Source organism: Veillonella intestinalis (genome assembly GCF_943192895.1).
GTDB classification, from domain to species: domain Bacteria; phylum Bacillota; class Negativicutes; order Veillonellales; family Veillonellaceae; genus Veillonella_A; species Veillonella_A intestinalis.
The window spans coordinates 101530-121717 of record NZ_CALPCB010000006.1 but is presented as its reverse complement, the minus strand read 5'-3'; the positions used below and the strand labels follow the sequence as shown (position 1 = coordinate 121717).

The window sequence follows — 20188 nt, the reverse complement described above, 5'->3', positions numbered from 1 at the left end:
CTGCCTATAAATGTTTTAATAGACCAATTATAATCAGTATTTATCTGCTATATATACTGAAATGATAGGAGTTTATAAATTTTGAATTATTATTGTTTTAGCTTTCATGGAACACAATAGTTATCGACATTAAATATGTTTGTAAAATATATAATTTATTCACCTATTTTTAGAAGATGACTCTTTTTATGAAAAATAAATCGATATTTTTAAAACTAGTTATAGACAAACTAAATGAAAAATGTTATCATTAATATATCGAAAGATAGAAAAATATGAATTTAGTTTTTGAAACTTACTTCAAATATTTTTAATATGTTATGTATATGAGTAGGATAATAAAGAATCCTACATTATGTTTACCCCAATATGGGGGAGGAGGTATTTTTATGGCATACACATTACCAGAATTACCATACGCTTATGAAGCTTTAGAACCGCATATTGATGCAGAAACAATGCATTTTCATCATGATAAACACCACAACACATATGTTGTGAACTTAAACGCTGCGATTGAAAAACATCCAGAATTGGGTGAAAAAGACGTAGAAGCGTTAATTACTGATTTGAACGCAGTGCCAGAAGATATTCGTACAGCTGTGCGCAATAATGGTGGCGGCCATGCGAACCACACATTCTTCTGGAACATTTTAGCTCCAAATGCTGGCGGTAACCCTACTGGTGCTATTGCTGGTGCAATTGATGAAGCATTTGGTAGCTTTGAAAACTTTAAAGCTGAGTTTGGCAAAGCGGCTGCAGGTCGTTTTGGTTCTGGCTGGGCATGGTTAGTAGTTAACAATGGTAAATTAGAGATTGTTTCTACACCTAATCAGGATTCTCCATTAACTGAAGGTAAAACACCTGTGTTGGGCCTTGATGTATGGGAACATGCATATTATTTAAAATATAAGAATGCTCGTCCTGACTATGTAACAGCTTTCTGGAACTTAGTAAACTGGGATCAAGTAAATAAACATTACGCAGCAGCTACAAAATAAGAGCTGACTGGTGACGGACATTCTCGCTAGTCCGTATATATAATGGGAAGGAGCCCCTTCGGTCAATTGGCCGAGGGGGCTCTTTTTGTTATTTATAATTTTTTAACGACAAAATCATTGAGAAATGGTATCATATACATATAAACGAAATTATTCAATATAATAGAATGCAATTAAAATGCAAGTAATAGTGAGTAAGGAAGTCACATGGATAACGAAAAGAATTTACGTATTGTAAGTATCAATCCATATGCGATTGCACAAATAGATAATCCTACAGAGGAAATGAAATTGACAGCACTTCGCAAAAATGGCATGGTACTACAATATATCAAAGACCCTACACCTGAAATGGTGGATATTGCGATGACTAATGCGCCACGCGCCATTCAATACATTAAAAATCCATCCCGCGAATTGTTAGAACTCGTAGTTTCAAAAGGGTGGAATAATTTAGAACTTATTGATAATCCTGATGAAGGATTAATTCGTATAGCCTTAGCACAATCAGGTTGGGCCATTCAATATTTAAAGAACCCTAGTGAGGAATTGCAGTTGGAAGCAGTGGCCTCTAATTATGATGCTATTAAATTTATTGAAAGTCCCTCAGAAGCGGTGCAATTAGCGGCGGTTAAGCAAAATTATCAGGCCTTAAGTTATATTAAAGAGCCTACGGCAGCAGCTATTGATTTAGCCGTAGCGTTAGATCCTCAAGCTGTTCGTTTGTTAGGGGAGGTAACGGTTGATCAGGCTTTGCATTTCATTACAATTAGTAGCTTAATTACTAAATATTTACCAGCGGGTTATATGATTCCACCTATTTATTTAGAGGAAACTTTAAAAGTGGTATTAGCTGATGAAAACACGACTGAGCAATATGTGCGAGATTTAATAAACTGTACGTATATTGGTAAACATAATAAAGGCTTTGAAGCGGATGTAGTAGGCTTGATTGATAAATATGGTAGTCAAAAAGCTCGACGGGTTGCGGTTGATGAATTGTTGAAGTTTTAATAGTAGACTATAAAAAGAGTAACGTATAAAAATAGAGTATTAAAATACAGAATAGTAAAATAAAGTAAGGTAAGAAGGATAGTATATATGAATTTTGTTGAAACAATGAAAAGTGTAGAATTAGTGTTGGCAGCAGGTCAAGTACCGTTGTTGATTGGTGAAACCGGGATTGGTAAAACCTCTTTAGCTCATAAATTAGCTGTTCAAAAAGATTGGGCGTTGGTGACTATTGATGGGAATTTGTTAAAAGAAGGGGAAATCGGTGGCTTACCTACGGTAGATAGTTTTGTTCGTCAATTGGATGATGGCACTATGGCTACTGAAAAAGTAACCGTTTATGCGATTCATTATAAATTAAAAACGATTGCTGATGAATTAGCCGCAGGACGCACAGTATTATTATTTATAGATGAAATTAACCGCTGTGAACATGCGGTACAACAAGAATTAATGAATTTAATCTTGAATCGTGAAATTAATGGTTTTACGTTAGGGAAAGATGTTCATATTGTAGCGGCCATGAATCCTACTAATAGTTATGATTATCAGACAGTAGAGATGGATGTGGCACAGCAGAACCGTTTTGTATGGCTTCAAATGGAACCAGATTATATGCAATGGCTTGATTGGGCGGCTGAAGTTAAATTAGAACCAATGGTAATGGAATTCATTAGTACGTATCCTGAATATTTGCATAAGATGAACGAAGACGATATTTATGCTACCCCTCGTAGTTATGAGCGTGTGTCTGCTTTATATGCCATGTATAAAGAAAATCCAGATGCCGTTGGAAAAGATGTATTCTTTAATGTTATTCGTGGTAATGTGGGTAAAGTAATTGCACAAGAGTTTGTGAGCTTTGTTGCCGCTGATCATGAGCCATTGATTACTTTTGATGAGGTATTTAGTGGCGAAACTTTGGAGGAAGGCATTGTTGCTCGTTTGCAAAAAGAAAGTCATACTCGTTTGTATTTGACTGCTAAAAATTTAATGAGACATATGGAATTACGGGCCCATCAGTTATTTGTGGATGAAAAAACAGCACAAGATTTAATGAGACGCTTCATGACATTCATGCAGCAGTATCCAGAAGATTTGCAAATGGCAGTAATGAAAGATATTCGTAATAATTTTCCTAAGTTTTATGCAGAAGCCATTAAAAGTGATGACTTTGTAAATACCTTTTTTGATTTACAACGGAGTTTATAATGTCTATTAATAGTGAAATTGATATTGTTACTCGCCGGGATTCTGTGGTTACTGTCACACCTACGTCAAATGATCCTTTAGAAGCTACAAGAGTTGCTTTGTTAAATGAAGCAAAGCAGATTGTAACAGCTTGGCAACAAGAGCGAGACGCGCTACAGCGGGCTCAAGAGATTAAAGATAATGCCTATACAAATTCTATTGGGTATGCGATTACAGAAGCCGCTGCATTAGCCGCAGGCAAACGCGATTTAGCTGTGGGCATGGTTGATTTAGAAGCTAGTGAAGATTTTAAACAGCGATTTTTAAAATTCGTTTCAAAATTAAATTTACGATTAATTGAAAATGATTCTTTTTATGGCTATTTCTTTTTACAGGTAGGACAGGAAATTCGCTTTACTATGACTAGTGGCACGGGGATTAATTTTAAAGGTAGTCGTTATGTTATGTACTTTAATCCTCTCATATTCCTTGATATGACACCGGCTCAAATGATGAGTTCTATTAAGCATGAAATTTTGCATGTTATTTCCTTGCACCTCATTCGTGCTAAGCGGCTCTATGAGCGGTATACACCTTTAGCTATCAACCTAGCTATGGATATTGTGGTGAATAACTATATTGAACCGTTGCCACCAGGGGCTATTGATGTAAAATGGTTAAATAAAAATTTTGGCACTCATGTAGTAGCTTTTAAGCCATTGGAATATTATGTAGATGAGATTCAAGCCCATATTGATATGGCGCGTGAAACGGACGGTGCTACAGAAGTGGAAGATGGTTTAAGTGATGTGCCCATGAGATCTACTGATGTATCTGATTCTTTTGATGCAGCGAAAAGTCATGATATTTGGGCTGAGTCTGATCAAGTGGATGGGGATTCACAGCAGCAATTGACTGATAAGGTGGTTGATAATTCAACTAAAGGTGATTTGCCAGGATATTTGGCGGGGTTACTTAGTGAAATGAAGCAACATCGTGCTAGTTTGCCTTGGTCAGTTTATTTGAAACGCCTTATTGGCTCAGTCGCTTATGGCCATCGTAAAACGACCACGCGTCGTAGTCGTCGTCAGCCAGAGCGTTTAGAGTTACGTGGTACGTTGCGAAAACGGCGTGCTAAAATTGTAGTAGCTTTAGATTGTAGCGGTAGTATTACAGATGGGGCCTTTCGTCAAGCTATGCTAGAAGTGCTTGAAATTACAAAGAGTTATGACTTTGAAATTACTGTAGTAGAGTGTGATAGTATTATTCGACGCACTTATACAGTGAAGAAAATTCAAGATGTAGAACCTCGTGTAACGGCTCGTGGGAGCACATTATTTACACCAGTAGTGGCATATGCCAATGATTTACAAGCAGACTTAGTCATTTATTTTACCGATGGTAAAGGGGAAAAGCATTTAAAAGTTGCGCCTAAGCATTATAAAATTTTGTGGGTCCTTGTCGGTGAAGAGGCTAAGTTATCCCTTGAAACTCCATGGGGCTTAGTGAAACGCTTGGCACAAACTGTTAAAGAATATGATATGACTATCGATTATGAACGAACGGATGGATATTCTATGAATAACCAAGAAGGTTTTTCGATGGCTAATCAAGAAAAGGACTGGGACGACTAATTGGGGGCGTCGTTTCAGATACAGTGTTTTATGAATAGTAAAAGCCTTATTTTGGGTAATCACTCACAGTAAGGCTTTTTTGTTTTTTAGAAAGTTCGAGGTATGCGTAATTGGTATAGAGTTCACATAAGATGTAATAGTGTTTCGTTGACATGGACTGTTCTGTAATGGTAGTATTATTCTATAGAAAAATAAACTCAAAAGGGGAATCTAATCAAAATAGTAGTACAAATCGTAGAGTAGTACGAGGTCTTGATTAGATTTTTATTTTTATTTTTATGTTTATGTTTATATTTATGTTGTATGTCATAGAGGAGGAGAGAGAATGGCAGAACCAAATATAAAAAGTAAGAAAACGGTTATGGAATTATTTTTAAGTGGTGTAGAAACCGTTGGTAATAAACTACCGGATCCGGCATCCTTGTTTATTATTTTAGCGGCTATAACGATTTTAATTTCCGCAGTATTAGGCAACTTAGGGGTGGAGGCTGTTCATCCTGGCACGCAAAAGGTGATTAAGATTGTTAATTTGCTTTCCGTTGATGGCTTTAGACAAATTTGGTCTAAGGCAGTTAGCAATTTCTCTAATTTTGCTCCGTTAGGTATGGTACTAGTTGCTGTTATCGGTGCTGGCGTTGCAGAAAAAAGTGGCTTTTTATCGGCCTTTATGCAGAAAATGCTAGGAGACGCCTCCAAAGCAATGGTAACGTTTGTTATCATTTTTGTAGGTATTAATGGCAATATTGCAGGCGATGCTGCCTTTGTTGTGTTGCCTCCAGTAGCAGGGGCTATTTTCTTAGGCATGGGTCGAAATCCTCTATTAGGCGTATTTACGGCGTATGCTAGTGTAGCGGCAGGCTTTGCAGCTAATTTGTTACTTGGTATGTCCGACTCCCTAGCATATGGGTTCACCGAAGCAGCAGCTCATATTGTAGATCCAGAGTATGTAGGGTCGCCGGCGATTAACTATTACTTTTTAGTGGCATCTTGTATCTTATTAAGTATTACAGGGACGTTTGTTACAGAAAAAATTATGGCGCCTCGTTTTTCTAATGAAAATTTAGATAAATATGAGTTAGATGCTGAGTCCATTACATTAACTGAAACGAAAAGTAAAGCGGTTAACAAGGGCTTATTGGCGCTACTTGTTACAATTATTGTGGTAGCTTTATTATGTATTGGTGAACGGCCATTATTAGGAAATCCTGAAACAGGTTCTATTATGGATGCGAAATCGCCATTCATGGAAGGTATTATTTTATTGGTAACGATTATTTTATTTGTGCCTGGTTGTGTGTATGGCTTTGCGTCAGGAAAATATAAGAATGATAAAGATTTATTTGGTGATATTTCGCTAGCTTTTAAGGATATTTCTTCTTATATCTTACTTTGTTTCTTTTGTGCACAATTTACAAATTACTTTAACTGGTCTAATTTAGGGGCTGTACTAGCGATTAAAGGAGCGGGTACGTTACAAGCATGGGATTTTACAGGAATTCCATTGATTATTGGTTTAATTTTAGTATCTTGTATAGTTAATATTTTTATTGGCTCTGCATCCGCTAAGTGGGCGATTTTAGCACCTATTATGGTTCCTATGATGATGATGCTTGGGTATGATCCGGCCTTAACTCAAATTGCCTATCGTATTGGTGATTCTATTACGAATCCATTGTCACCTTTATTCTATTATTTCCCATTAGTATTAGGTTTTGTTCGTAAATATGAAAAGGATGCAGGGATGGGTACCGTTATTGCGAATATGATTCCGTATTCATTTTTCTTTACGATTGTATGGGTTATCATGATTACCGTATGGGTTCTCTTTAATTGGCCATTAGGACCAGGTGGCAATATTTATTTACCATAAGTATTGTTTTAAGGCATATACATTAAAGAAAAGAAGTCTTTATAAGTAAGGAGTTATATATGAAATTTTCTGAACGAATAACGTTTGAGATAGAAATTACAGGGTCCTCCGCACATGCGTCAACACCTCATTTGGGACATGATGCTATTTTAGCAGCGAGTTCAATTGTCTTAGCTTGTCAGTCCTTAGTGAGCCGCGTTAATGATCCGCGTAATCCATTAGCCCTAAACTTAGGAACTATTAAAGCGGGTAAGCAATTTAATATTATTGCGGATTCAGTTTTAATTGGGGGCTTATTATTAGCACAAGATAAGAGCCAAGGTGAGATGATTTTCAAAGAGTTGAAAGAATTAGTGAATTCAGTTGCCTTAGGTTTAGGCTGCCGTGGTGTTGTACAGGTGAAAGCATAGAATTAGCACATTAGAGTAGACGTAGTGAATTTAAATGGAGTATATATGAGCATGAGACAATTGGCAGAAGCCATAAAACCATATATTATAGAACAACGGCGTTTCTTACATGCCAATCCTGAATTAAGTAAAATGGAAGTAGAAACGACGAAACATATTGTTGAAGAGTTACAATCCCTTGGTGTAGAGGTTCAGACTTTTTCAGACATTACTGGTTGCGTAGGGACTATAAAAGGGGCTAGTGAAGGACCTACTATTATGCTACGCGCTGATATTGATGCATTGCCGATTCAAGAGAGTAATGAAGTAGCATACGCCTCAAAAAATGCGGGTGTTATGCATGCTTGTGGGCATGATTGTCATACGGCGATGTTGTTGGGGGCCGCTAATTTATTGATGGCACAAAAAGATAAAATAGCAGGTACTGTTAAACTATTATTTCAGATGGGAGAAGAAGTGGGGACTGAATCTCGTCGCTATGTAGAACGCGGTGTGTTGCAGGATGTAAATGCTATCTTTGGTATGCATATTTGGAGTTTGTTAGAGGCAGGTACTGTAAATATTGATGATGGCGAACGAATGGCTTGCAGTGATCGTTTCACTATTAAAGTAAAGAGCACATCTGCTGATATAGCATTGCCTGAACAGGGTGCAGATGGCATTCTAGCCGCGTCAGCTATTGTTGTGGCCTTACAGAGTTTAGTTACTCGGTATAAAACCGTAGAGGATACCTTAGTGGTTAGTGTGTGTCAAATGAATGGTGGTAACGCCGTTGATTCACTAGCAGATACAGTTGAATTAGTGGGGACAACGCGGGCTTTTAATCGAGAACTGCGTGAAAAACTTCCTACTTTAATAGAAAATATAGCGACACAGGCTGCTAGCATTTATGGCTGTGAAGTAGCTTGTGAGTATGTGTTTGGTCCGGCACCGCTTATTAATGAACATATACCGCTAAATGATTTAGCTCGCAAGGCCGCGGCTGCAGTTATGGGCGAAGAGGCTTTAGTTCCTATGATAAAGGAAATGGGCGCAGAAGACTTTTCCGTATATTTAGAACATGTACCAGGTGTATTTGCTTTCCTAGGGGCACGCAATAAAGAGAAAGGCATATGTTGTGTGCACCATGCATCAAATTTTGATGTAGATGAAGATGTATTGCCTAGTGGCAGTGCTTTATATGCCGAATTTGCATTACAATATTTGAAACAATAATATTCATCAAACACTGATTTATCTACAAAAAGAGCTGTAACAAAAGATGGCGTTTATCCGCCGCTTTGTTACAGCTCTTTTATATTTTTTTATCCAATTAACAGACCTACACTTACTAATACGTGATATATGGTTACGCTAATGGAGGTAAATTTCATGGCTTCATTCATTTTTACTACATCGGCGTAGCGCGCTAAGATAACCGAGCTTTTAAAAGCGGGGATCAAAGCAAGGGCGCCTAATAATGTAGCATAAGGCAGTTTGTCTAAAAGGGCCCATAGCAGTAGCCAAATAACACAGAATACAAACAAAGCTCGCAGTAGGCGAATGCCTTCATCTTTGCCGAGGAGAATGACTAAGGTACGACGTCCATGGGCTTTATCATTACTGAAATCTCGTAAATTATTAGTCATCATGATGTTCCCAATTAAAATAGTGGAAGGTATGGCAGGAATTAAGAAATCCCAAAACAAAGTGCCTGTCCAGGTATAGGCTGTGATATAGACAATAGCAAAGCCCATGGCAACACCAGAAGCTAATTCACCGTATGGTGTTCGAGAGATAGGTTTAGGTCCGCCTGAATAAAAGAGACTAATTAAGATACAGACAGTACCAGCGGGAATAAGCCACCAAGATACTTGGGCGGCTAATATGATGCCTAAGATAATGGGGGTGATGGTAAAAATATAGCCTAAGCGTTTAACTTGAAGCGGTGAAATGCCTTCTCGTACTATGGTTCCACTATTGCCAGCCGCTTGATTTAGATCAAGGCCTGATTTGAAATCAAAATATTCATTCCAAATATTAGCGGCGATTTGGGCACTCATGACACAAATTAAAATTAAAAGCGTATAGAATATACTCAAAGCCGTACTTTGTGCTTGGGGATGCATTGTGCTAGCAAAGGTAGCGCCCAAAATGACGGGGCTAAAAGCAGCCGTTAAGGTACGAGGTCGAGCTAGTCGATACAATTGTGAAAATGTCATCAATACTTACTCCTTTCGACGACAAAGGGGACCAATATGTAAAGAAGGGGGACAAGGGAGTTGTGCTAATAAGACACCTGTACACATAGCAATAAGTCCCCATATTTCTTGATAATTAAGGCGTTCACCTAAAATAAAATAGCCCATAACACCAGCAAATACGATTTCAAGGCTCATAATGAGGGAGGCTTGGGTTGCTGGTAATTGGCGTTGTCCTAAGAGTTGGCCTGTAAAGCCTAGACCAGCGGATAGAATGCCGCCCCAAGCAATAAAGAGCCACGAATTTTCAATAATTGTCCAAGAAAATGGCTCAGATAAAAGGGCGGCGATGCCTGAAAATAAAGCGCACCCAAAAAATTGCCCCATAGCTAGTTTAAAGGGATTATACTGTTTGGTGACTTTACTTAATACGACAATATGTAAGGCCCAGAAGAGGGTAGAGATTAAAATTATACCATCTCCATAGGAGGGGATAAAACTTTCTTTTAAACTTAATAAGGCGGCCCCAATGACTGAGCATAGTACGCCGGCTAAGGCGAGCAAGCTAATTTGTTGCCCTATAAAAAGGCCGATGGTAGGTACAATTACAATATAAAGCGCCGTAAGAAAGGCTGCTTTAGAGGCCGTAGTATAGGCGATAGCATATTGTTGTAAACTGGCGCCTAAGAATAGTAAAAAGCCCAATAATAAAGAAATCCATATAATAGAAACCTTAGCTTTTTGTGGCGGTGCACTTTGTTTCATAAAAATTAGTAAGGGACTAACAGTTAATACACCTAACAAAAAGCGTGTTGCATTATATGTATGTGGACCTACTAAATCAGAAGCTAAGCGCTGGGCTACAAATGTGGAGCCCCAAACAAAGGCAGTCAGTAATAAACATAAGCGAGCCTGTAACATAAAAAGAGGATTCCTTTCTATAAACATAGAATTATATAAGGATAGGCACTAACAATTGTAGCTTAAATAGTAGTGCTTGTAAATTATTACTATATTAGATTATGCAGAGATGAGGAATTTATCGTGATTAGTAAAGCGTTACTGACAGATTTATATCAATTCACCATGATGCAAGGCTTATTTAAAGAAAATTTACATCGTACACCTTGCGTATTTGACCGTTTTTATCGTAAAAATCCATTTAATGGTGCGTATACGGTAGTCGCTGGGTTAGAGCATGTCATTGATTATTTAAAACATCTATCGTTCAATGAAGAAGATATTGCGTATTTACGAAAAACAGGTTTGTTTGAAGACGATTTTTTAGAATATTTAAAAGAGTTTCGTTTTACTGGTACAGTATATGCTGCACCAGAAGGATCTATTGTATTTCCTGGAGAAGTGTTAGTTCGCATTGAAGCCCCTAAAGATGAAGCTATGCTTATCGAGACACCGCTATCCATGTATTTGAATCATGAGTCTTTAATTGCCACCAAAGCGCGCCGTATTCGTAGTGTTGCTGGTAATGATAGCTTAGCTGAATTTGGTATGCGTCGCGCGCAAGGCACAAATGCAGCCGTATATGGTGCGCGTGCCTCTATTATTGGTGGTTTTAATGGTACGAGTAATGTGTATTCGGCCGCTCAATATGGCATTAAGCCTGTAGGTACCATGGCTCATAGTTGGATTATGAGTTTTCCTGATGAATTGACGGCCTTTCGTTCGTATGCGGCTCAATACGAAAATATGTTAGTTTTATTAGTGGATACGTATGATACCTTACAACAAGGGGTACCTAATGCAATTCAAGTATTTAAAGAGGTTAAAGAACGCCGTGGCGGTACAATGCCTAAGGGGTATGGTATTCGCTTAGATAGTGGTGATTTATCATATCTATCCCAAGAAGCTTTTCAAATGTTAAAAGACGCAGGTTTTGAAGATGCCACTATTTTTGCGTCTAATGACTTAGATGAACATCGCATTGCTGATTTGAAAAGTCAACATAGTGCCATTACCTCGTGGGGCGTAGGGACAAAACTCATTACCGCTGATGGTACCTCTGCTTTAGGCGGTGTGTATAAATTGGCTGGGCAGTGGAATGAAGATGGTCAATTTATGCCAACTATGAAGTTTTCCGATAATATCGAAAAAGTGACCAATCCTGGTTGTAAAAAGGTATTACGTCTTATTAATCGGCGTAATCGCAAATTGATTGGCGATTTGATTTGTTTGATTGATGAAACGATAGATACAACGAAGCCATATACTTTTGAAAATCCTATGTATCCATGGAAATGTACTCATTTAGAAGCGAATAGTTTTGATGTAGTCGATTTATTAGTGCCGATTTTTGAAAAGGGCGAATTGGTTTATGATTTGCCAAGTTTACCTGATATTGTAAGTTATGCGAATGAGCAGATTAAATTATTATGGCCTGAATACTTGCGTTTAAATCGTCCGCCAGTAGTGAAAGTGAATATTAGCCATAAACTTCATGAGTTAAAACAAGAATTATTATTGCAAAAAGTAAAACGTAATCATCATGAGTAAATTACGTTTCAGGGAAAGTATGAAAATTTAAGTATTTATATAATTCATGAAAATTATACGTTTTAGTTATATACTAATTATATAGCAAATTTTAATTAGCCGCAAAGGAGTGTGTGAGATGCAACGAAAACATATATATGGGTTAGTAATGGCCGCTCTCTTAGGAAGTAGTATTGGCACGGTTGTGCAAGGGGCCGAAGTAAATACGGCTACGCTAGGAATGGTATATGCCGTAAGTGAAGCCTCACAAGCCTCGAAAGAGAAGGTTGATAAAACGATAGAACCAGCTAGTGAAACCGCTACAAATCAGGCTACGGCCTTGTCTATGAATAGTGGGATTCAGCCTGTATTGGTAAGTCCTGTATTTACTACTGTAGATAATAAGAGATTGAATACACCTCAGGGCGTGACTGTATTTGATTTAAAACGTATGATAACACCTCAAGGCATGATAGATGGAACGGCTTTTCTTTCAGCTAAGGAATTTAACGATGAATATGTAAATGATATTCGTGAATTAGCCAAAACTAAAGAAGTTAATGTGCCAGAATTAAAAAACTTCCAAGGTGAGATTTTCCGAGATTGGAATGCGTATCAATTACGTGGGGAAGATGAAAAAGGTGTTCATACGGCATATGTAGTTGATCTAGCTTTAGGTAAAGACTATATTCAAGGGGAACGAGCTGAATTACGATTAACGAAAGCTTTATGGGAGTTCCTTGAAAAAGAAGTCGATGGGTCGATGACTTCGAGTACAGCTGTACGTGGCAGTGGTGTTAACTTATTAGATTCTTTGCAATCTGCACAGCAAGCTACGGGTTTTGTTGGTGATGTATCTGATATTGCTACATTTGGCTCATCCAGTGATACTGACAAAATGCCTCATACCTGGCAGTTCATGAAAGAATTTAATAAGTCCGTATTGGCAGAAAACGAAGCGTGGTTAGCACCGTATCCAACTACGTATGAACCAAATAGTTTCCGCAAAGCAACTATTGAGGGCTATCAAGCAGTAAAAACTTCGCAAGATCCAGTGGCGTTTAATGCATTTTTCAATTTATATAAAAATAAATTCGTTAACGCTATGGTAGCCGATTTAGCAAATCATGAAAAAGAATTAGCTAAAGAGGCGCAGAGCAATGAACGAGCTAAAGAAAAATTAATCATGAGTGGTAAGATTCGGGAAGGTTTACAGAAATTCTTCGCCACCTCAGGCATCCATGCCGATACATTGGGCGATATAAAAACTGTTAATTCTCATATAGGAACGATGTTATATTCAGATAGTCGTATGGCCCTTACCTTTGATAGTTATGAAATCCCTGTAGGGAATATTAATTTGATTCGCTATGAAAAAGAAGGCCCTATATTTACCTTCTTAGTTACGAATGATGGGGATTTTAATTATTGGGAAAAACAATTAAAAGCAACCTATGGAATTCAATAAGGAGGATATAGTTATGAATTTTTGGAAACGAAGTGCACTAGTGGCCACGTTATTAGTAGCTAGCATACCTTTTTATGGACAAGCAGCTAGCCAAAATACAATGAGTACAACCTCACAAGCTGTAACAACCAGTTATATTAGTGATGGAGCTGTTGAAGTGCTAGGCCATAAAGGGGCTATTACAGTACCTAGAGATGTAACAATTCGCCGATTGTCAGATACCGTTCTTGTACCAGTTTTTGCTGAATTCATTGAAAAAGGATTACAAGAAGACATTGCTAGAGGGCCACAGTTACGAAGTTGGGAAGATAATAAGTTATTAATCGGTGAAGAGCGGGAAGCTAGTTTAAAAGCTTACGAACGGCAACAAAAACAATTACGTTATATGAATGACTATCGGCTTGGTGAAAAAGCTGATGTATATCAATGGCAATTAAAAGATAGTGATGGTCGTAAGACGGCTACCGTATTTGGATTAGTATTGACGCCAGAAACGACAAAGGGCTTATCTAATTTAGCACATAAGGAATTTATTGATAGTCAATTACCTGCTTTAAATGCACAATGGCTACAAAGTGATGGTAAATTATATAAAAAAGTGCAAGAATTAGCCATGAATAGTGGTGCATCTGCATTTGCTTATACTAAAGCAGAGTTGAAAGATCAAACTCCATGGGCTCGATTACCGCATAGTACCCATCCAGCCTACATGGCAAGCACTCGTTTCTTTGCTGGTGCTAATGGGCTAGAATTGCCATATTACTTGCAAGGTGCTGTCGTATTGACGGAACCAAATCCAGTGGCTTATGTATTAGTTACATCGGATGTAGAAAAGGAGGTCTTTGCACCTCGTTTTGTACAGTTCATTCAAGAGTTATAAGAGGGAGAATTTATGAAATTAAAAAATAAACGGCAATTCCTATTAGCACTTGCTATTGGTGTGGGAGTTTTGGCGAATACTAGTGCCGCTGCTTCTGCTGATACAACTGTTATTAATGGGCAGTCTCAAAATAAGCCAGTCTTAACTGGCAACTTTGAAACCATAAATGCTAGCTCGTTGGCGCCAGTTACAGCTATAGATACGAGAAGCCATGTTTGGCAGACTACGGATGGTAAGCAAATCGCTTTAGGAAATACGGTTAAAGTATTTGACTTAAAGAAAACGGTGGAAGCTAATATGGCAGATCCATCCTTGTATGGTAAAATTATAGATTTGTATAATGTTCAGTACGCACAGGTTATACGTAGCTTGGCGCAAAAGGATAATTTAGATGTGCCTATCTTGACTGAATATAATAAAAATACAATTAAAAATCTTAATCTGTATCAGTTTCAAGCACAGGATGCTGAGGCTCATCATGTGGCCTATGGAATTGAAGTTCAGTTAGAGCCTGATTCCATTGTGTATAGCGAAGAAGGCTATCAGTTGAGTCGTAAGGTGATTTTGCAGATGATAGAGGCTGCTGAAAAAGATAATAATAAGGAAGCTGTGCAAACTTTACAGGCTGAATTAAAACAATATGATGATTTTTACCAAAATAAACGAGTAGGTTATCATCCAAATGAATTATATCGTTGGTCTGAGATTCAAAATCGTGAAAAGATTGCCAATGGTAAAAATTTAGGTAGTTCAGATATCTATGCAATGCAGATAATGCAACAGTTTTCTCAAAGTTTTGCGAACCAACAAGCTGTGGGTGGTCTTGATATGCAAGGGGTAAAACCTGAACAAAAAGAGTTTATGACTCAAGTTCAAGCTTTACAAGAAGCCACTTTGAAAACTATGAAAATAGAAAACTTATCTGCTAATGCGGTGCCGCAAATTAAGGAAAATACGGCGTTAGGTAAACTTGTATTTAATCATCAGCGTTCTAATATAATCTATGATGGCTATCAAGTGCCAACAGCAGGCTTTTCTATGATTCGTTATGAAGCAACTGGGCCGATTATTACAATTGTAATGGCTAATGATGCGGATGGCGAATTTTGGCAACAACAATTTGAAAGAATCTTACAATTAAAATAGGGGGCTTATTAATGAAACAATGGAAAAAATGGGCACTAACAGCTACTTGCTTAGTTGGGGTAGTTAGTACGGTGCCAGCTGTTAATGCAGCTAGTTTGTCAGCGAATACTAATAGCAAAGTGGTAGCACAGAAAGTAATTGGAGGTACCGCTAATTTACCAAGTAATGTAACAGTAAGCCGCTTATCAAATAGTATTTTTATCCCAGGTTATATTGATTTAATAGAAAAAACAGCAACTAAAGAAACTGGGAAAGCAATTCAAAATAAGGATTTTAAATTAGGTGAAGCGGTTGATGCTTATCAGTGGCAGTTGAAAGATAAAAAATCTTTAAAAACGGCTAATGTATTTACTATGGAGTTAACACAAGAAAATACAAAGGGCTTTTCTGCTCTATTAAATCCAGCTTTCGTAAAAGAACAGTTGCCAATGATTAATACTATGTGGCTTCAAAGTGAACAACAGGTCAATAAGTTTTTACAAGGGACTTTGCAAAATGGCGCTGTTAATTCGCCAAGTATGAATATAACCGTTGATATGGAAAATCAAACACCTTGGACAGAATTAAAAGGTACACAGTATCCTACATATACAGCAGGTACCCGTTTATTCGTAAATGCGCAAGGCGTTGAGTTGCCATTTTATGTACAAGGGGCTATGATTTTAAAAGAGCCTAATCCAGTAGCCTATATAATGGTGACTTCTGATGTAGAACGTAAGGCATTTACGCCAGTGTTTGAGAACTATATTAAGAGCTTTAAATAGGTTAGACGGAAACTAGTTTTCTCGTATAAAGCCTTGTATTTACTGGGTTGAAAGATTATATTGCAAGCGTTATAAATCAAACCTGAATGAACAGTTATAAATCAAATTTAAGACGGTAATTAGACGGAAAAAGTTGAAAACTATGGCTAATTTCTAATGATTTGACAAAAAGAAAAACCTCTTATGATACTAGATGTTACCTAGTATTGTAAGAGGTTTGATTATTATTGGAATTAATCGAAAAATACGGTACATAGATGGCGGAGAAGGAGGGATTTGAACCCCCGCGCCGGTTTTGCCGACCTACCGCATTTCGAGTGCGGACCCTTCAGCCTCTTGGGTACTTCTCCGTTTTTTACGACGCTCTTTGAAAAAATCTTTCATTATTTGACTGCATTCATCAGCTAATACACCACTTAAAATATCTGGCTCATGATTTAATCCAGGATGTGTGAGTACATTAAATAAAGATTCTACAGCGCCTCCTTTGTAATCACTACTGCCATAGACAACACGGTCAATTCGACTGTTAATAATGGCACCAGCGCACATCGGACATGGCTCTATAGTAACATAAAGAGTGCAACCGGTCAACCGCCAACGATCAAGTATTTCACAGGCCTTACGAATGACTAAAATTTCAGCATGAGCCGTGGCATCATGATCTAATTCTCGGCGATTATGGTGTCGTGAAATAATTGTATCATCTTTTACAATGATGGCTCCTATAGGAATTTCGCCTAATTCATAGGCTTTACGGGCTTCAACAAGGGCCTCTTGCATATAGTCTTGATCTGTCATGATTACCTCCTTGCACTTACTGTATATACTATATAATAAAATCTCTCTTTTTGACTATATTAATTTTTTATTTATAGGTTGTGATTTTATATACACATGGATAGTTATTTATAGTGATTAAAAGTTATTTATAGGATTGAACATTACTTATAGGACTGAATATCACTTATAGTGACTTATTGTTATTTATAGTTAATATTTTAAGTTCATGAATTATAGATGAGTATTCATGAGAAAACTTCACATAACTCTCACGGTTTTCACATGTGGAGTTCATGTTATCCCTGTATTCTATACACATAGCAAGAAACTCTTACAAGAAATTGAGTTTTCACCTCGTATCGAAGCTCATCGTAAGAGATTGCTATAGAATTTCCCTTTTTTTATAGTATAGCAAAGGAGTCTTAGTATGAAAGAACCATCTCAAAGTTTACTGAGAAAGGTTGCTGTACTAGGTGTACTCGGTGGCATGCTTTGGGGCACATCACTGGCTGCTGAGCCGTCAGCGGTACAACCAGCAACCACACATCCTCAGGCAGTAGAAACAAGTGTTTCTATGAAAGGTCCACATGAAATGGGCTTAGACCGTAGGCCGTATACTATGCCGACCGCCTATGATGATATGGTACGGGCACGTTCGATGGCACATAATCAGGTAGAAGCTAATGCAGCTATTTTCTTGATGCCGCAGACTATGTATGGAGCATCTCGTAGCAATGCAGGTCATATGCCAGTTGATTATGACCGTAGAGCGCATCATAGCAAAGAGCGTCAGTATCAACCAGATAGGAGTCCACAAGAAGAGGGACATTCGCAGAAACCTTCCCATGCTTCTATTCCAGAAGCAACCTTTTAAGCTTCATTAGCTTTAAAGACTCTCTCTAAAACACACACTAAACACAAACGCACAAAAAAACACACACAAACACAAAAAAACACACACAAACACAAAAAACACACAAACACACAAACACAACACACAAACGAAGAAGCCTGTGAATTGATACTTTACAGGCTTTTTTGTTTTATGAAAGGAATTCGTTATGAAACGAAAATCAAGTGCTATATGGCAAAGGGCGGCTTTAATGACCATTGTAGGGACTACTGTATATGGAACTTCTTTTGCTCAGGAAGCAGTACTTCCTAAAGCTGCAATACCTCGCCTAGCATTACCAACCCAAGAAAGCCGGCTTGAAAGTGAAGTCGCTCATAAAGCAGTGGCAGATTCTATTCAGCTTACTTCAAAGCAGGCGATTAATCCTAATGCGGTATATGCAGATAAACGACTTGTTAATCCCTATACCCCTTATATGTGGCGTGAAGATAGTAAAGACGGAGCTAGATTACCTGTTAATTTTAGAACTACTCATGATCATTATAAATTAGGTATTGAGGATGTATCACCATCCAGAAAGGGCTTAGCATATACTCAAATGTCGGGTAGTGGGCAGCCTACAGAAGCTCAATTCAAGCAGTTAGCCAGCACTTTACGAACAAAAACAGATGGTCCTATTTATGTAGTTGATTTACGACAGGAAACACATGTATTCGTCAATGGAATTCCCATAAGCCATTATGGGAAGCGTAATTGGGGCAATGTAGGAGAAAAGCAGATTACTATTTTAGATAAGGAAAAAGAGTTGCTGGCTACTTTACCGCAGACAACCTTACAGCTAGCTACCTTAAATAAAGAAAAAGAAGCAATTAATGAACAGTCTATCATGGTAGAGTCTGTTAAGACTGAAGCGATGGTAGCTAAAGAGCAAGGGCTACATTATCTGCGGCTAGCTACTACAGATCATATTTGGCCTGATGAAATGAGTATTGATAAATTTATTGCGTTTTATAAGACCTTGCCTAAGAATAGTTGGCTTCATTTTCATTGTGAAGCTGGTAAAGGGCGAACGACTATTTTTATGGCTATGTATGATATTATGAAAAATCCGAATGTACCTTTAGAAGATATTTTAAGTCGTCAGCAGGTATTAGGTGGTAATAATGTAGCATATACCACTGATGAGGATACTTGGAAAGCTCCTTATTATGAAGAAAAAGCGTTGATGATTCGTAAGTTTTATCGTTATGTACAACAAAATCATCATACTAATTTTCAATTGACTTGGAGTGAGTGGTTGCATCCGACTGCCATTATATAGCGGTGTATAGGGTAAAACAAAAAAGCACTTCCTTTGGGAACTAATCATAGTTAGTTTTGGGGAAGTGCTTTTTATTAGTTTGAGCAATAGAAATCTATTATTCAGCGATAGCGATAACTTCTACTTCTACAGAAAAGTTAGCTGGTAATTCTTTAACAGATACACAGCTACGAGCTGGTTTGCTAGTAAAATAGTCTGCATAAATTGCATTGAATTTAGCAAAGTCATTAATGTCGGCTAAGAAACAAGTTGTTTTTATTACTTTGGAGAAGTCTGTGCCAGCTTCTTTTAAAATAGCCTCAATATTTTTCATAGCTTGTAATGTTTCCGCTTCTACGCCACCTTCAACTAATTTGCCTGTTGCAGGATTGATGCCACCTTGGCCAGAAATAAATACAAAGCCATTGGCTTTAATAGCTTGAGAGTAAGGGCCTAGTGCTTTAGGGGCGTTTTCAGTGAAAACTGGTTTCATAATAAAACTCCTTTCATAGACAAGTACGAACTTAAATTAGTATAATTTATTTATAAGACTATTATAAAATAAGTTGTCTCATAAGTACACCTATAAATGGACAAAATATAGTAAAATGTACAATTCCAATGTAAAGGAGATTCCTATGGCTGATATTTTATATTCACAAACGAAAGATTTTTCTGAAGTAGGCTCTATTACACTCTATAGTGATGGGACGTATTTAGTGGGTCTTACTATGCCATCACAACAATATACATTGCCAGCAGATACTTTGAAAATAGAAGAGGCATCCTTGCCTATTTTCGATGAAACTTTTGCTTGGTTAAGTGCGTATTTTAAAGGGCATATTCCAAAGGAATTGCCACCGATTCGTTTTATTGGTACTGACTTTCGTCGGTCTGTTTGGCAAGCATTGTGCCAGATTCCAGCAGGCTCTCTTATTACATATGGAGATTTAGCTAAAAAATTATATCCGCAAGATAATAATATGGGAATTAGAGCGCGCGCAATTGGTGGCGCAGTAGGGCATAATCCAATCCCAATTATTGTGCCTTGTCACCGTGTGATTGGTAGTAATCGCAATTTAACAGGCTATACTGGTGGTTTGGCAGTTAAAGTAAAACTTCTTGAATTAGAAGGGATTGATGTGAGTCAATTAAAGTGGCCAAAGCGGACGACAAAAAATACAGTATAAGTTGTGAAACGTTTTCT

Annotated in this window: 19 protein-coding genes and 1 tRNA gene; 15 read left to right on the top strand and 5 right to left on the bottom strand. The window is 37.6% G+C overall.

Translation table 11 applies throughout. The annotated features are described in order from the left end of the window. The first annotated feature begins 389 nt into the window (after positions 1 to 389). The 7 genes from NFR27_RS06150 to NFR27_RS06120 all read left to right on the top strand — a co-directional run bounded on the left by NFR27_RS06150 (position 390) and on the right by NFR27_RS06120 (position 8332). Positions 390 to 1001, top strand: coding sequence for a superoxide dismutase (locus NFR27_RS06150; protein ID WP_251442811.1), 612 nt, complete (start codon positions 390 to 392; stop codon positions 999 to 1001). 207 nt (positions 1002 to 1208) lie between these two features. Then, positions 1209 to 2015, top strand: a complete 807-nt coding sequence (locus NFR27_RS06145) for a hypothetical protein (protein ID WP_251442796.1) — start codon at positions 1209 to 1211, stop codon at positions 2013 to 2015. Between the two features lie 87 nt (positions 2016 to 2102). After that, a complete protein-coding gene (locus tag NFR27_RS06140; protein ID WP_251442794.1) occupies positions 2103 to 3224 on the top strand; it encodes an AAA family ATPase in 1122 nt (373 codons plus the stop codon). Next, on the top strand, positions 3224 to 4837 hold the full coding sequence (locus NFR27_RS06135; protein WP_251442792.1) for a vWA domain-containing protein: 1614 nt from the start codon (positions 3224 to 3226) through the stop codon (positions 4835 to 4837). The genes NFR27_RS06140 and NFR27_RS06135 overlap by 1 nt, the downstream gene beginning before the upstream one ends. Before the next feature lie 325 nt (positions 4838 to 5162). After that, on the top strand, positions 5163 to 6707 hold the full coding sequence (locus tag NFR27_RS06130; RefSeq protein WP_251442790.1) for an AbgT family transporter: 1545 nt from the start codon (positions 5163 to 5165) through the stop codon (positions 6705 to 6707). Between the two features lie 59 nt (positions 6708 to 6766). Next, positions 6767 to 7117 (top strand): peptidase dimerization domain-containing protein, encoded by a 351-nt coding sequence (locus NFR27_RS06125; protein WP_251442788.1) that lies wholly within the window; start codon positions 6767 to 6769, stop codon positions 7115 to 7117. 45 nt (positions 7118 to 7162) lie between these two features. Next, positions 7163 to 8332 (top strand): M20 metallopeptidase family protein, encoded by a 1170-nt coding sequence (locus NFR27_RS06120; protein ID WP_251442786.1) that lies wholly within the window; start codon positions 7163 to 7165, stop codon positions 8330 to 8332. 89 nt (positions 8333 to 8421) lie between these two features. Here the strand turns inward: NFR27_RS06120 and NFR27_RS06115 are convergent, their stop codons facing one another. Together NFR27_RS06115 and NFR27_RS06110 are read right to left on the bottom strand one after the other, a co-directional pair. After that, positions 8422 to 9318: a prenyltransferase gene (locus tag NFR27_RS06115; protein ID WP_251442783.1), complete on the bottom strand. Its 897-nt coding sequence runs from the start codon at positions 9316 to 9318 to the stop codon at positions 8422 to 8424. A gap of 6 nt (positions 9319 to 9324) precedes the next feature. Continuing rightward, positions 9325 to 10218 (bottom strand): DMT family transporter, encoded by an 894-nt coding sequence (locus tag NFR27_RS06110; protein ID WP_251442780.1) that lies wholly within the window; start codon positions 10216 to 10218, stop codon positions 9325 to 9327. 123 nt (positions 10219 to 10341) lie between these two features. Here NFR27_RS06110 and NFR27_RS06105 point away from each other — a divergent pair, with 123 nt between their 5' ends. The 5 genes from NFR27_RS06105 (at position 10342) to NFR27_RS06085 (ending at position 16045) form a co-directional block, all read left to right on the top strand. Beyond that, positions 10342 to 11808, top strand: a complete 1467-nt coding sequence (locus NFR27_RS06105) for a nicotinate phosphoribosyltransferase (protein WP_251442777.1) — start codon at positions 10342 to 10344, stop codon at positions 11806 to 11808. A 118-nt stretch (positions 11809 to 11926) separates the two neighbouring features. Next, complete coding sequence (locus NFR27_RS06100; protein WP_251442774.1) at positions 11927 to 13255, top strand: hypothetical protein; 1329 nt, start codon at positions 11927 to 11929, stop codon at positions 13253 to 13255. 13 nt (positions 13256 to 13268) lie between these two features. Continuing rightward, positions 13269 to 14135 (top strand): hypothetical protein, encoded by an 867-nt coding sequence (locus NFR27_RS06095; RefSeq protein WP_251442771.1) that lies wholly within the window; start codon positions 13269 to 13271, stop codon positions 14133 to 14135. A 12-nt stretch (positions 14136 to 14147) separates the two neighbouring features. Then, positions 14148 to 15281, top strand: a complete 1134-nt coding sequence (locus NFR27_RS06090) for a hypothetical protein (RefSeq protein ID WP_251442769.1) — start codon at positions 14148 to 14150, stop codon at positions 15279 to 15281. A gap of 11 nt (positions 15282 to 15292) precedes the next feature. Beyond that, entirely contained in the window at positions 15293 to 16045 is a 753-nt protein-coding gene (locus NFR27_RS06085) for a hypothetical protein (RefSeq protein WP_251442766.1), read from the top strand. 258 nt (positions 16046 to 16303) lie between these two features. On the opposite strand, the gene NFR27_RS06080 is transcribed toward NFR27_RS06085, so the two are convergent. Both NFR27_RS06080 and tadA read right to left on the bottom strand, forming a co-directional pair. After that, a tRNA-Ser gene (locus tag NFR27_RS06080) sits at positions 16304 to 16395 on the bottom strand. Next, positions 16349 to 16846 (bottom strand): tRNA adenosine(34) deaminase TadA, encoded by a 498-nt coding sequence (gene tadA, locus NFR27_RS06075; RefSeq protein WP_251443273.1) that lies wholly within the window; start codon positions 16844 to 16846, stop codon positions 16349 to 16351. The genes NFR27_RS06080 and tadA overlap by 47 nt, the downstream gene beginning before the upstream one ends. Before the next feature lie 409 nt (positions 16847 to 17255). On the opposite strand from tadA, the gene NFR27_RS06070 reads away from it, so the two are divergent. Further along, positions 17256 to 17702, top strand: coding sequence for a hypothetical protein (locus tag NFR27_RS06070; RefSeq protein WP_251442763.1), 447 nt, complete (start codon positions 17256 to 17258; stop codon positions 17700 to 17702). Between the two features lie 187 nt (positions 17703 to 17889). After that, positions 17890 to 19002, top strand: a complete 1113-nt coding sequence (locus tag NFR27_RS06065; RefSeq protein WP_251442761.1) for a protein-tyrosine phosphatase family protein — start codon at positions 17890 to 17892, stop codon at positions 19000 to 19002. Positions 19003 to 19099: 97 nt separating this feature from the next. Here NFR27_RS06065 and NFR27_RS06060 read toward each other — a convergent pair whose 3' ends face one another. Further along, positions 19100 to 19474 carry a RidA family protein gene (locus NFR27_RS06060; protein ID WP_251442758.1) on the bottom strand — a complete coding sequence of 125 codons (375 nt, stop codon included), beginning with the start codon at positions 19472 to 19474 and terminating at the stop codon, positions 19100 to 19102. A gap of 145 nt (positions 19475 to 19619) precedes the next feature. Between NFR27_RS06060 and NFR27_RS06055 the strand changes: the two genes are divergently transcribed. Then, complete coding sequence (locus tag NFR27_RS06055; protein WP_251442755.1) at positions 19620 to 20171, top strand: methylated-DNA--[protein]-cysteine S-methyltransferase; 552 nt, start codon at positions 19620 to 19622, stop codon at positions 20169 to 20171. The last annotated feature ends 17 nt before the right edge of the window (positions 20172 to 20188 follow it).

Bases quoted from the DNA above. Each gene is read 5' to 3' on its own strand.
- NFR27_RS06150 (WP_251442811.1), top strand. From the start codon at position 390: ATGGCATACACATTACCAGAATTACCATACGCTTATGAAGCTTTAGAA.
- NFR27_RS06145 (WP_251442796.1), top strand. From the start codon at position 1,209: ATGGATAACGAAAAGAATTTACGTATTGTAAGTATCAATCCATATGCG.
- NFR27_RS06140 (WP_251442794.1), top strand. From the start codon at position 2,103: ATGAATTTTGTTGAAACAATGAAAAGTGTAGAATTAGTGTTGGCAGCA.
- NFR27_RS06135 (WP_251442792.1), top strand. From the start codon at position 3,224: ATGTCTATTAATAGTGAAATTGATATTGTTACTCGCCGGGATTCTGTG.
- NFR27_RS06130 (WP_251442790.1), top strand. From the start codon at position 5,163: ATGGCAGAACCAAATATAAAAAGTAAGAAAACGGTTATGGAATTATTT.
- NFR27_RS06125 (WP_251442788.1), top strand. From the start codon at position 6,767: ATGAAATTTTCTGAACGAATAACGTTTGAGATAGAAATTACAGGGTCC.
- NFR27_RS06120 (WP_251442786.1), top strand. From the start codon at position 7,163: ATGAGCATGAGACAATTGGCAGAAGCCATAAAACCATATATTATAGAA.
- NFR27_RS06115 (WP_251442783.1), bottom strand. From the start codon at position 9,318: ATGACATTTTCACAATTGTATCGACTAGCTCGACCTCGTACCTTAACG.
- NFR27_RS06110 (WP_251442780.1), bottom strand. From the start codon at position 10,218: ATGTTACAGGCTCGCTTATGTTTATTACTGACTGCCTTTGTTTGGGGC.
- NFR27_RS06100 (WP_251442774.1), top strand. From the start codon at position 11,927: ATGCAACGAAAACATATATATGGGTTAGTAATGGCCGCTCTCTTAGGA.
- NFR27_RS06095 (WP_251442771.1), top strand. From the start codon at position 13,269: ATGAATTTTTGGAAACGAAGTGCACTAGTGGCCACGTTATTAGTAGCT.
- NFR27_RS06090 (WP_251442769.1), top strand. From the start codon at position 14,148: ATGAAATTAAAAAATAAACGGCAATTCCTATTAGCACTTGCTATTGGT.
- NFR27_RS06085 (WP_251442766.1), top strand. From the start codon at position 15,293: ATGAAACAATGGAAAAAATGGGCACTAACAGCTACTTGCTTAGTTGGG.
- tadA (WP_251443273.1), bottom strand. From the start codon at position 16,846: ATGACAGATCAAGACTATATGCAAGAGGCCCTTGTTGAAGCCCGTAAA.
- NFR27_RS06070 (WP_251442763.1), top strand. From the start codon at position 17,256: ATGAAAGAACCATCTCAAAGTTTACTGAGAAAGGTTGCTGTACTAGGT.
- NFR27_RS06065 (WP_251442761.1), top strand. From the start codon at position 17,890: ATGAAACGAAAATCAAGTGCTATATGGCAAAGGGCGGCTTTAATGACC.
- NFR27_RS06060 (WP_251442758.1), bottom strand. From the start codon at position 19,474: ATGAAACCAGTTTTCACTGAAAACGCCCCTAAAGCACTAGGCCCTTAC.
- NFR27_RS06055 (WP_251442755.1), top strand. From the start codon at position 19,620: ATGGCTGATATTTTATATTCACAAACGAAAGATTTTTCTGAAGTAGGC.